Annotated in this window: 8 protein-coding genes; 5 read left to right on the top strand and 3 right to left on the bottom strand. The window is 71.8% G+C overall.

The genetic code is table 11. The features are described 5' to 3' along the window. Window positions 1-2 precede the first annotated feature (2 nt). Complete coding sequence (locus ACFY30_RS31100) at window positions 3-878, top strand: LysR family transcriptional regulator (RefSeq protein WP_390848474.1); 876 nt, start codon at window positions 3-5, stop codon at window positions 876-878. 61 nt (window positions 879-939) lie between these two features. Here ACFY30_RS31100 and pepN read toward each other — a convergent pair whose 3' ends face one another. Together pepN and ACFY30_RS31090 are read right to left on the bottom strand one after the other, a co-directional pair. Continuing rightward, the gene (gene pepN / locus ACFY30_RS31095; RefSeq protein ID WP_390848473.1) at window positions 940-3,507 is read right to left on the bottom strand and encodes an aminopeptidase N; all 2,568 of its coding nucleotides are present in this window, start codon (window positions 3,505-3,507) and stop codon (window positions 940-942) included. A 129-nt stretch (window positions 3,508-3,636) separates the two neighbouring features. Beyond that, on the bottom strand, window positions 3,637-4,671 hold the full coding sequence (locus ACFY30_RS31090; RefSeq protein ID WP_390848472.1) for an aspartate-semialdehyde dehydrogenase: 1,035 nt from the start codon (window positions 4,669-4,671) through the stop codon (window positions 3,637-3,639). Window positions 4,672-5,000: 329 nt separating this feature from the next. Between ACFY30_RS31090 and ACFY30_RS31085 the strand changes: the two genes are divergently transcribed. Both ACFY30_RS31085 and ACFY30_RS31080 read left to right on the top strand, forming a co-directional pair. Then, entirely contained in the window at window positions 5,001-5,534 is a 534-nt protein-coding gene (locus tag ACFY30_RS31085) for a sigma-70 family RNA polymerase sigma factor (RefSeq protein ID WP_390848471.1), read from the top strand. Between the two features lies 1 nt (window position 5,535). Beyond that, on the top strand, window positions 5,536-6,276 hold the full coding sequence (locus tag ACFY30_RS31080) for a hypothetical protein (RefSeq protein ID WP_390848470.1): 741 nt from the start codon (window positions 5,536-5,538) through the stop codon (window positions 6,274-6,276). A 53-nt stretch (window positions 6,277-6,329) separates the two neighbouring features. On the opposite strand, the gene ACFY30_RS31075 is transcribed toward ACFY30_RS31080, so the two are convergent. Next, complete coding sequence (locus ACFY30_RS31075) at window positions 6,330-9,644, bottom strand: S8 family serine peptidase (protein ID WP_390848469.1); 3,315 nt, start codon at window positions 9,642-9,644, stop codon at window positions 6,330-6,332. Window positions 9,645-9,864: 220 nt separating this feature from the next. Here ACFY30_RS31075 and ACFY30_RS31070 point away from each other — a divergent pair, with 220 nt between their 5' ends. Continuing rightward, on the top strand, window positions 9,865-10,329 hold the full coding sequence (locus tag ACFY30_RS31070) for an NUDIX hydrolase (RefSeq protein ID WP_390848468.1): 465 nt from the start codon (window positions 9,865-9,867) through the stop codon (window positions 10,327-10,329). Window positions 10,330-10,580: 251 nt separating this feature from the next. Beyond that, window positions 10,581-12,353 (top strand): TIGR03767 family metallophosphoesterase, encoded by a 1,773-nt coding sequence (locus ACFY30_RS31065; protein WP_390848467.1) that lies wholly within the window; start codon window positions 10,581-10,583, stop codon window positions 12,351-12,353. The last annotated feature ends 5 nt before the right edge of the window (window positions 12,354-12,358 follow it).

Raw genomic sequence — 12,358 nt, 5'->3', positions numbered from 1 at the left:
GCATGGCCGACCTCGATCTCCGACTGGTCCGGTACTTCGCCGCCGTCGCCGAGCACCGCCACTTCGGCCGTGCCGCCGAGACCCTGCACATCACCCAGCCCTCACTGAGCCGGCAGATCCGCCGGCTCGAACGGCAACTGGGCGCCCGCCTCCTGGACCGCACTCCGCGGGGCACCCGGCTCACCGAGGCGGGCGAGGTGTTCCTGCCCGGGGCCCGGGCGCTGCTGCGCTCCGCCGCTCGGGCCGCCGCGCAGGTCCGGTCGGCGGCCGAGCCCGGCCGGATCACCGTCGGGTTCTCCAGCGGGCTGATCGTCACCCCGGCGGTGCGCGAACTGCGGCGTCTGCACCCGGACGCGGACGTACGGACCATGCACCTGGACTGGACCGAGGCACGCGCGGCCCTGCTCGACCGCACGGTGGACGCGGTGGTCGTCCGACTGCCCTTCGCCGGCGACCAGTTGGACATGACCGTCCTCTACGAGGAACCCAGGGTCGTGGTCGTCCCGGTCGACCACCGGCTGGCCGGCAAGGAGTCCGTCACCGTCGACGACATCGCCGGCGAACCGCTGCCCCAGGTGACCGGAGCCGATCCGGAGTGGAGCGCCTTCTGGCGCATCGACCCCCGCCCGGACGGCAGCCCGGCGCCCGGCGGCCCGTTCGTGCAGGCCCTGGAGGACAAGCTGGAGGTCGTCGCCGACGGCCGGGCCATCGTCATCACGGCCGGGATCCGCGGCCACCATCTGCGCCCGGACCTCACCACGGTCCCGCTGCACGGCGTCGAGCCCAGCCAGGTCGCCCTCGCCATCCGGGCCGGCGACCGCAGCCGCCTGGTGACCGCCTTCCGCGCGTGCGCGCGCAGCCACCTCACCGGGACATGAGCGAGGGCGCCCGGTGCGACACCGGGCGCCCACGCCACCGTGAGGACAACCGCACGAACGACTACCGCGCGTCGGCCGCCTGGGCCTTCAGCGCGCGCTCGACGCCCGAGCGGGACTCCGAGACGAGGCGGCGCAGGGCCGCGTTCGGCTCGGCGGCGGCCAGCCAGGCGTCCGTCCTGTCCAGGGTCTCCCGGGAGACCTGGACGGTCGGGTAGAGGCCGACCGCGATCTGCTGGGCGATCTCGTGCGAACGGGAGTCCCAGACGTCCTTGACGACCTCGAAGTACTTCTCCGTGTACGGGGCGAGCAGCTCGCGCTGGTCGGTCTGGACGAAACCGCCGATGACCGCCTCCTGGACGGCGTTGGGCAGCTTGTCGGACTCGACGACCGACGCCCAGGCCTCCGCCTTGGCCTCCGGCGTCGGACGGGCGGCCCGGGCCGTCGCCGCGTGCCGCTCACCGGCGGCCGTCCTGTCCCGCTCGTACTCGCCGGAGATCTCCGCCTCGTCGAACCGGCCGACCGCCGCGAGGCGCTGCACGAACGCCCAGCGCAGCTCGGTGTCGACGGCCAGGCCCTCGATCGTCTGCGAACCGTCCAGCAGCGACTCCAGGAGGTCCAGCTGCTCCGGCGTACGGGCCGTGGCCGCGAACGCGCGCGCCCACGCCAGCTGGTGGTCGCTGCCGGCGGCGGCCGCCCGCAGGTGGGCCAGGGTGGCGTCGGTCCAGCGGGTGAGCAGGGCCTCGCGGGCGGTGGGGTCGGCGTACAGGTCGATGGCGAGCTTGACCTGACGGTGCAGCGACTGGACCACGCCGATGTCGGACTCCTTGCCGATGCCGGACAGCACCAGGGACAGGTAGTCGCGGGTGGGCAGTTCGGCGTCCCGGGTCATGTCCCAGGCCGACGCCCAGCACAGGGCGCGGGGCAGCGAGGACTCGAAGTCGCCGAGGTGCTCGGTGACGAAGGCGAGGGACTGCTCGTCGAGGCGGACCTTCGCGTACGACAGGTCGTCGTCGTTGAGCAGGACCACGGCCGGCCGGCGCGTGCCGGTCAGCTGCGGTACGGCGGTCAGCTCGCCGTCGACGTCCAGCTCGACGCGCTCGGCGCGCACCAGCTTGCCGGACCCGGCGTCGAGGTCGTACAGGCCGATGGCGATGCGGTGCGGACGGAGGGTGGGCTCACCCTTCGCGCCCGCCGGGAGCGCCGGGGCCTCCTGGCGGATCGCGAAGGAGGTGACGACCCCGTCGGCGTCCGTCTCGATCTCGGGACGCAGGACGTTGATGCCGGCGGTCTCCAGCCAGGCCTTCGACCAGGCCTTCAGATCACGGCCGGAGGTCTTCTCCAGGGCGCCGAGCAGGTCGGAGAGGCGCGTGTTGCCGAAGGCGTGCGCCTTGAAGTACGCCTGCACGCCCTTGAAGAACTCGTCCATGCCGACGTAGGCGACGAGCTGCTTCAGGACGGACGCGCCCTTGGCGTAGGTGATGCCGTCGAAGTTGACGAGGACGTCGTCCAGGTCGCGGATCTCGGCCATGATCGGGTGGGTGGACGGCAGCTGGTCCTGCCGGTAGGCCCACGTCTTCATGGAGTTGGCGAAGGTGGTCCAGGAGTGCGGCCACCGGGACTGCGGGTGGTACGCCTGGCAGGCGATGGAGGTGTAGGTGGCGAACGACTCGTTCAGCCACAGGTCGTTCCACCACTCCATGGTGACGAGGTCGCCGAACCACATGTGCGCCAGCTCGTGCAGGATGGTCTCGGCGCGCAGCTCGTACGCCGCGTCGGTCACCTTGGACCGGAAGACGTACTGGTCGCGGATGGTGACCGCGCCCGCGTTCTCCATCGCGCCCGCGTTGAACTCCGGCACGAACAGCTGGTCGTACTTCTGGAACGGGTACGCGTAGTCGAACTTCTCCTGGAACCAGTCGAAGCCCTGCCGCGTCACCTCGAAGATCGCGTCCGAGTCGAGGAACTCGGCGAGGGAGGGCCGGCAGTAGATGCCGAGCGGGACCGACCGGCCGTCCTTCTCGTACACGCTGTGGACGGAGTGGTACGGCCCGACGATGAGCGCGGTGATGTAGGTGGAGATCCGCGGCGTCGGCTCGAACACCCAGACGTCGCCCTCGGGTTCGGGCGTCGGGGAGTTGGAGATGACGGTCCAGCCCGTCGGCGCCTTCACCGTGAACTGGAAGGTCGCCTTGAGGTCCGGCTGCTCGAAGGAGGCGAAGACGCGCCGGGCGTCCGGCACCTCGAACTGCGTGTACAGGTACGCCTGCTCGTCGACCGGGTCGACGAAGCGGTGCAGGCCCTCACCGGTGTTGGTGTAGGCGCAGTCGGCGACGACACGGAGGACGTTACGGCCCTCCAGCAGCCCCGGCAGCGCGATCCTCGAGTCCTTGAAGACCTCGGCCGCGTCCAGCGGGTCGCCGTTGAGCGTGACCTCGTGGACGGCCGGGGCCACCAGGTCGATGAAGGACTCCGCGCCGTTCTCCGCGACGTCGAAGCGCACCGTGGTCACGGACCGGTAGGTGCCGCCCTCCTGCGCGCCGGAGAGGTCGAGATCGATCTCGTACGAGTCAACGGTGAGCAGCTTCGCCCGCTGCTGAGCCTCTTCGCGAGTCAGGTTTGTGCCAGGCACGCGGTCATCTCCTCGTCATGGGTGGGTTGCGCCATCCTTCCACGTGAGGGGCGTGCGGGGCGACGACGTTCCCGACGCGCGAAAGGGGCGGCCACCACCGGGTGACCGCCCCCTGAACAGCCGGACGTCCTACTTCGCGGCGAGTTCCGCCGCCACCAGCTCCGCGATCTGCACCGCGTTCAGCGCCGCGCCCTTGCGCAGGTTGTCGTTGGAGACGAACAGCGCGAGGCCGTTGTCCACCGTCTCGTCACGACGGATGCGGCCCACGTACGACGGGTCCTTGCCGGCCGCCTGGAGGGGCGTCGGGATGTCGGTGAGCACCACGCCCTCGGCGCCGGACAGCAGCTCGGTGGCGCGCTCCACCGACAGCGGACGCGCGAAGCGGGCGTTGACCTGGAGGGAGTGGCCGGAGAAGACCGGGACGCGCACACAGGTGCCGGAGACCTTCAGCCCGGGGATCTCCAGGATCTTGCGGGACTCGTTGCGGAGCTTCTGCTCCTCGTCGGTCTCGTTCAGGCCGTCGTCGACGATCGAGCCGGCGAGCGGGACCACGTTGAAGGCGATGGGGCGCTGGTAGACCTGCGGCTCGGGGTAGTCGACCGCCTCGCCGTCGTGGGTCAGCCGGTCCGCGTCGGCGACGACCTTCTGCGCCTGGCCGTGCAGCTCCGCCACGCCCGCGAGGCCGGAGCCGGACACGGCCTGGTAGGTGGCGACGACCAGCGCCTCCAGGCCCGCCTCCTCGTGCAGCGGCTTCAGGACCGGCATCGCGGCCATCGTCGTGCAGTTCGGGTTGGCGATGATGCCCTTGGGGCGGTTCGCGATCGCGTGCGGGTTCACCTCGGAGACCACCAGGGGCACCTCCGGGTCCTTGCGCCAGGCGGACGAGTTGTCGATCACGACCGCGCCCTGCGAGGCCACCTTCTCGGCCAGCGCCTTCGAGGTCGCGCCGCCCGCGGAGAACAGGACGATGTCCAGGCCGGTGTAGTCGGCCGTGGCCGCGTCCTCCACCGTGACCCCGTCCAGGACCGTCCCCGCCGAGCGGGCCGAGGCGAACAGGCGCAGCTCCGTGACCGGGCCCAGAGGGGAAGAGGCAGCCCGCTCCTTGAGGATCCTGCGCATGACCGTGCCGACCTGACCGGTGGCTCCGACGATTCCGACCCTCACGGCGACTCCCTCTGTCTCGTTGCGTACGCATTGCCTGGCCGTGGCTTTTCCATCATGCGGCCGACCCCGGCCCGCCTGTCCAATTCTTTGCCCGGCATGCCCGAGGACTGGGACGCCCGAGGATGACCGACGGTTGCGGAAATTCCTCCCACACCCCTCCGAACTGGAGAAATTCCCCCCGCCGGGGCCGCGCGCCGCAAGCTGTGCTGCCCCGCCGCGCGATGTGACGTACGCCTCTGCGGGATCTCCCGGGATTCCCCACCGCCGCGCCGAACGTTTCCGCGCCCGCACGCGTCGTAGGAGAAACGCGGCTGGGGGAGGGGTGGCTGTTGCTGCGCAGAACGAGCCGCCGCGGCCAGGGGGACGGCACCGTGCACGGTGATCCCCTGGACGCGGCGCAGGAACGCCGGGTGCGGGCGGTGCTCGCGCTCGGCGGGGTGCCGCAGGCGGACCTGCCGGACGGGGTGCAGCAGGTCCGCCTGCGGCTGCTGGAGCGGGCCGCGAAGGGGTACGAGGCCCCGCGGGACGTCTCCGCGTGGGCGGCGGTCGTCGCCTCCAACCTCGCCATGGACTGGCACCGCGCCAAGCGCCGCCAGGAACGCCTCGGCGAGCGGCTGGCCTCCCTGCGCCAGCACGAGCACCCCTCCGGCGAGGAGACCAGCGTGCTCTCCCTGGCCGTCGCGCAGGGCCTGGACGACCTGCCCGACGCGCAGCGCCAGGTCGTCGTCCTGCGTTTCTTCGCCGACCTGCCGGTGCGCTCGATCGCCCAGGAGCTCGGCGTCCCGGAGGGCACGGTCAAGAGCCGCCTGCACACCGCGGTCCGGGCGCTGCGCGCCCGCCTGCACGAGGACGAGGTGGTGTGACATGCCCGCAGAGCGGCACGAGAAGCCCGAGGGGTACGACGGCATGGATCCCCTCATGGCCGCGATCACCGGCGACCCGCTGCCCGAGGAGATGCGCGCCGACCCCGCCCTCCTCGCCGCCCACCGCTCGGCGACGGCCGACGTGGCGCTGCTGAGGGAGCAGCTGGGCCTGGTCGCGGAGGCGCTCACACGGCCCGTCGAGGAGCCCGCACCGGCACGCGCCCGGCCGCCGCGGCCGTCCCGGCGCCGGCTGCGCCCCCTGGCGCTGCGTGCGGTGGGTGCCGCCGCCGCCGGAGCCCTGGTGTTCGGAGCCGGCTGGGTGGTGGTCCAGGTCGGGCAGGGGGCGGCGGGCATCGAGTCGAGCTCCGACAGCGGGGCGAAGGCCGCGTCGGGCGCGGAGGACGCCGGCAGCCCGCTCGGCGATCCCGGCTACCTCGCCTGCGTCCGCCTGGTCGTCGAGGGCGACGTCACGGCCGTGGACCCGGTGCCCGGCACGGACGAGGAGCGCGTCACCCTGCGCGTGACCCGCGCGTACAAGCCGGAGAGGACGCAGCGGGACGTCCGCTTCGTGCTGGCGCGGGACATGGACCCGCTGGTGGCCGAGGGCGACCACGTCCTGGTCGCCCTCCCGAAGGGGTCGTCCTCCCCGGACGTGTGGGCGGTCGGCGAGGCCGGCATCGCCGCCGAGCGGGACGCGCTGGCCCGCGCCCTGCCGGACACGGCGGGCGTGTCCTGCGAATGACGAAGGGGCGGGTGTCCCCCCGGACACCCGCCCCTCGCCCGTCTCATACGTTGTTACGGGGTGACCTTCTCGATCGCCACGTTGCCGAATCCCGTGACGGTGCCGCGGGCGTTCACCAGCTGGACCTGGCCGAAGAAGGCCCGGCCCTCCGGCGCGGCGGCCGCGGCGGTGACGGTCGCGGAGACCTGCGCCGAGGCGCCCGTGGCCAGCTTCACCGGCGCCGACTCGTCGACGGCGATGGTGCCGAGCGACGACGCGTAGAACACGTCGAAGTAGTCGTACTCCGTCGTCCCGGCCGGGACCGAGTAGCCCGAGACCACGATCGTGTAGGTGCCGGCGGCGGGCGACGGGATGGAGACCGCCTCCTCGGAGTCGCCGTCGGCGGAGATCCCGACCTGCTTGCCGGCCGAGTCCAGGACCACCAGGTCCAGGTCGGCGGAGGCGTCGGAGACGTCGCCGATCGCCACGTCGAGCGACTTGGCGCCCTCGGGGACGTCGACCGTGGTGGTCTGGTCCTCGCCGTTCTTGATGGTCGGGCGGGTCGTCTTGGACGAGCCGAGCGGGCCGCCGACGAGCTTGCCGTCGATGGCGGCGAAGTTGTTCGTCACCTTCCAGGAGGCGGCGGCCGGGGTGCCGACCTTCGCCTCGGGCACGGTCACGGTCGCCGGGTCGAACGCGGCGCCGTAGACGGTGACGTCCAGCTTGTAGGGGTTGTCGAGCAGCGGCGAGGTGCGGCGCGACTCGACCTCGATCTCCCAGACGCCCGGCTGCGGGTCGGCGTAGGAGCGGACGTCCGGCTTGCAGCCGTTGCCGTCGAGGTAGTTGTTGTAGCAGTAGATGGTGGCGCTGTCCTCGACCGCGACACCGTACGGGTGGATCGAGATGAACCGGGTCTGGCTCTTGTCCTTCAGCCCGCGGATCGCGACCTCCAGCGCCTTGGCGCCCTCGGGCACGGTCAGGAAGTAGTGCTGCGAGCTGTTGCGCTGCACGGTGTTCGACGCGTGGAACGCGTAGTGCACCGGGGTGGAGACGACGACCGTGTTGAGGATCTGCTTGTCGGTGCCCTCGGTCTTCGGGTCGTTCACTTCGAGGATCGCGCTCTTGAGCCCGGCGGACTTCGGCGCGGCCTGGATCTTCACCGTCACCGGCTTGTTCAGCGGCAGCTTCACCTTGTCGGAGCCGAGGATCCGGAAGGTGCCGGCCGCGTTGTTCGCCAGGCGCAGCGTGTGGCGGACCGCCCTGTCGGCGCCGGACGTACGGGTGATCGTGACCTTGTACGTCTTCTTCTGGCCCGCCTTGAGGCCGCCCTCACGGTCGTACACGCCGGTGCCGAAGCCCGGCGTCTTCAGCGCTTGGTCGAGCGCGGTGTCGACCGGGGCCTTGACGGTGTACTCGTGGGCGGTGGCGCCCTTCCTGATGGACTTCCAGGCGTCCACGATGTTGATCGCGCCCGCGCCCTCTTCGTAGGCCTGAAGGCCCTTGATGTGGTCCGCGGTCGAGGTCAGGGCCGTGCGCAGGGTCGCCGGGGTGAGGGCGACGTGCTTCTGCTTGGCGGCCGAGATCAGCAGCGCCGAGGCGCCGGCGGCCTGCGGGGAGGACATCGACGTGCCCTGCAGCATCGAGTAGCCGGCCGGCAGCGTGTAGCCCGACTCGGCGACCGGGGCGCCCGGCAGCCAGGTCTGGGTGGTGTTGATGGCGGCGCCGGGCGCGACGAGCGTCGGCGTGAAGCCGCCGTCCTCACGCGGGCCGCGCGAGGAGAAGGGCAGCAGCGCGTACTTCTTGGTCACCCGCGAGCCGTAGTTGGCCGCCCAGGTCTCCTTGGAGATGGCCGCGCCGACCGAGATCACCTTGTCGGCCAGACCGGGGTCGCCGATGGTGTTGGCGCCCGGGCCCTCGTTGCCCGCGGAGATCACGAGCTGGACGCCGTAGGTGTCGATGAGGCGGGTGTACAGCTCGGCGCGCGCGTTGTTGCCGTCGTTCAGGCCCGGCAGACCGCCGATCGACATGTTGACGATGTCGACACCGCGGTTGACGACCAGGTCGATCATGCCCTCGGTGAGCGCGACGTTGGTGCAGCCGCCGGTCCAGGTGCAGGCCCGCGACGAGACGAGCTTCGCGCCGGGCGCGGCGCCGTTCATCTTTCCGCCGAACAGGCTGTTCGCGGCGGTGATGCCGGCGACGTGGGTGCCGTGCTCGGACTCGATGATGCCGATGTTGACGTAGTCGGCCTTCGCGCCGTCCGCGTTGTAGACGACGTCCTTGCGGGTCTCGACGACGAACGGGATGCGCTCGGCGACGTCGGTCGCCGGGTTGTCCGTCCCGAAGTAGCCGACCTGGTAGCCGTCCTTGTACGGCTTCATCGGCGCGTCGTCGGTGAAGTCGAGGTTGTCGTTCGCGTCGACGCGCACCGCGCCCGTGGCCGCGTCGTACAGCACACCGAAGGCGTCCGTGGTGTCGCCGTCGCGGTTGACGTCGCCCTTCTCGTCGCCGCCGGCGGTGATGGACTCGTAGAAGTAGTTGAACGTGTACGAGCCGGCCGGAGCGTTGAACGTCTCGGCGACGCCCGTACTGGCCGGGGTCGCGGAGAACTGCGGACCGCTCACCGAGGTGAGCATCCGGCGCCAGGTGGCGTCACCGTCGGCGACCGGGTCGGTGGCCGTCACCCAGTCGACGATCTTGCGCTCGCCGGTGGTGGTCTTCTGCAGCGCCGGGTGCGCCAGGTCCACACCGGAGTCGAGGATGCCGATGGTGACCCCGCGGCCGTCCGCCTTCGGGTTCTTCTTCACGAAGTCGACGGCGCCCGTCTCGAAGGACGGGTTGTACGGGTTCTTGGCGGGGGTCTTCCTGCCCGGACCGGTGTAGGTCTTCGCCGTGGCCGGGGACGCGGCGTCCTTGGCGGTGTCCGCGCTCGGCGTCGGGTCGTCCAGCGCGATGTCCTGCCGCAGGTCGATGCCGTGCACGGAGGACAGCTTGGCGGCGGCGGAGATCGCGGCGTCCGCCTTGGCGGTGGGAACGGTGGCGCGGACGTAGCCGACCTTGTCGAAGGTCCGGCCGACGATCCCGCCGCTCACCGCGTCCAGCTGCTCGGCGACCTGCTCGGTCTTGCCCGGCGCGGTGGCGACCATCATCGTCACGGTCCGGTCGCCGTCGGCCTTCGCCTCGGCGAGCAGGCCGGCGTCGTCGGAGCCGAGCTTGTCGTGGGCGGACTTCACGCCCGGGTCGGCGGCGGGGGCCTGGCCGGCGTCGGCGGAGAACGCCATCGGAATCGGTCCGGCCGCGGACAGCGCGGCCACCAGACCGGCGGCCACGGCGATGCGGACCGCGCGTCTGGCGCCCGATATCGGTTCGCGCTGGGGGGTGAAAGTCATCGGCATCCCTTGTAGGTAAAGGAACAGGCGACCGGGCTGGTCATGCCTGATCGCGAACGTCCGGAATGCGATCCCGGACGACCGCAAAGCTTTACGCAAGGGGCGGTTGTTTGGGGAGTGTTGACCGAATCGATATGGATGTATGGGGAAAACCCTCTACGAGAACCCTGTGTCAGAAATTTTCGTCCGCTGTGGACGATTCGCGGGCTAACGTGCCTGTGTGCGCAAGAGGTTGAGGGTGGCGGCCTACGCCGTCTGCGTCCGTGACGGCCAGGTGCTGCTCGCCCGCTCACCGGCGGACGGCGGCGGCTTCGAATGGGTGCTGCCCGGCGGCGGCATGGAACACGGCGAGGACCCGCTGGACACGGTCGTGCGGGAACTCGACGAGGAGACCGGCTACCGCGTCGAGGTGACGGGCCTGCTCGGGCTGGACTCCTCCCGCCATGTCTTCGGCCGCGAGGGCCTGCACGGCCCCGTCGACCACCACGGCCTCCGCATCGTCTACGAGGGCCGGGTCGTCGGCGGTGAACTCCGCAACGAGGTGAACGGCTCCACCGACATGGCCGCCTGGCACGACCTCGACGCGGTGCCCGGCCTCACCCGGGTGCGGCTGGTCGACGTGGCACTCCGCCTGTGGCGCGAACGGCCCGTGGACGGAAGGGCGTTCGTCCCCACGGAGAGCTAGCCGGTCCCCGGCTCGCCTCTCCGGTCACCCCGTCGGATGAACACGGAGTGACCGGTTCCCGGCCGTGCGAGGAGCGGCCGGGGTCGGCCGGGGGCGCCCGTGATCCACGTACGGCGATCGGCGTTTCGCGTTGCCGAGGCGTTCACGCGCAGGCCATGCCCGGTGTCGAGCATCCGGTACGAGCGGGACGTCCGCGGCTGCGGCCGGCCCGCGTCCACTGCCGACGCGTTCGCACTCGGGGAGATCGCGCCATGTCGCGCACACGCTCTGTCATGTCCTCCGCGCTGGGGGTCGACCGTCGTACCGTCCTCGCCGCCACCGCGGCCGTCTCCGCCTCCGCGGGCGTCGGCTACGCCCTGCGGCCCACCGACAGCCAGGCCGCGTCCGGCCGGCCCCCGGCCCCGGTCCGGGAGGCCGCCGCCGCGGCCGGGCCCTCCGCCGCCCCGCTCGCCCCCTACACCAGGGGCACCACCCTCGCCTCCGTCGCCGCCCCGCGCGCCGGCTCCGGCTACCGCCGCCTCGGCAGCGCCGCCGGCTGGCAGCGCGTCGTCCGCGGCGACCTCGCCGCCCCCAAGTCCGGGCGTGCGGGCCGCCGTACGACACTCGCCGCCTTCGTGCAGATGACGGACCTGCACCTGATCGACAGTCAGCACCCGCTGCGCCTGGAGTACCTGCGGGCCGCGAGCGAGATCTCCTGGCGGCCGCACGAGGCGCTGACCGTGCAGGGCGCCGTCTCGCTGATCGAACGGGTCAACTCGCTGCGGGCCGCCCCCGTCACCGGCGCCCCGCTGGACTTCGTCGTCACCACCGGCGACAACACCGACAACAACGCCCACACCGAGCTGGACTGGTACCTGACGGTGATGAGCGGCGGCCGCATCACCCCCAACTCCGGCGACCCGCGCCACTACGAGGGCGTCCAGAACAGCGGCATCCCCCTGTACTGGCAGCCCGACTCCGCCACCCGCGACTCCTACAAGCAGCGCGGCTTCCCCCACCTGGACGGCTTCCTCGACGCCGCGATCCGCGAGGTCAACAGCCCCGGCCTGACCCTTCCCTGGTACTCCACCGTCGGCAACCACGACGCGATGCCGCTCGGCTGCTACGCGCACGGCGACTCCTGGCTCGCCGAGTTCGCGGTGGGCGGCCGCAAGCTCATGGAACTGACCGCCGCCGAGGCCGCGAGGCTCCAGCGGAGCATCAGCCAGGACCGGGACCCCCGGGGCACGGTCATCCGCGACCTGCTGAAGTCCAGGACCCGCGCCCTGCGCACGGTCACCCCGGACGAGCGCCGCGCCCCCTACACCCCCGCCGACCACCTCAGGGCCCACCTGGACCCGGCCCACCGGGGTGCGGGCCCGGTCGGCCACGGCTACACGGCCGGCAACCTGGCCGAGGGCACCCAGTACTACACCTTCCGCGTGGCCGAGAACGTCCTCGGCATCAGCCTCGACACCACCGACCCCGGCGGCCACTACAACGGCTCGATCGGCACCGCCCAGCTGAAGTGGCTGGACGCGACCCTGCGCGCCCACCGGGACGCGTACGCGATCGTCTTCAGCCACCACACCGGCGAGAGCATGTCCAACACCCGCCCCGACCCGGCCCGCCCCGGGGAGCGGCGGCACACCGGCGCCGAGCTCACGGCTCTCCTCGGCCGCCACCGCAACGTCGTCGCCTGGGTGAACGGCCACATCCACCGCAACGACATCACCCCGCACCGGGGCTCGGCGGGCGGCGGCCCCTTCTGGGAGGTCTCCACGGCCTCCCACGTGGAGTTCCCGCAGCTGGCGAGGGTGATCGAGCTGGTCGACAACAAGGACGGCACCCTCTCCCTGCACACCACGCTCGTCGAGTCGGCCGCCCCCCACCGCACCGACTTCACCGACCTCTCCCAGACCGGCCTGGCCGCCCTCTACCGGGAGCTGTCGGCGAACGCCCGCTCCGACGGCGCGCGGCTCGGCGGCGAGCCGAAGGACCGCAACACCGAGCTGGTGCTCCCGAAGCCCCGAAAGGAGCGGTGACCCGC

This window comes from Streptomyces sp. NPDC000345, assembly GCF_042898825.1.
Taxonomy (GTDB): Bacteria; Actinomycetota; Actinomycetes; order Streptomycetales; family Streptomycetaceae; genus Streptomyces.
Note: the sequence above shows the minus strand (reverse complement) of the source record. Positions and strands in the feature narration are given on the sequence as shown.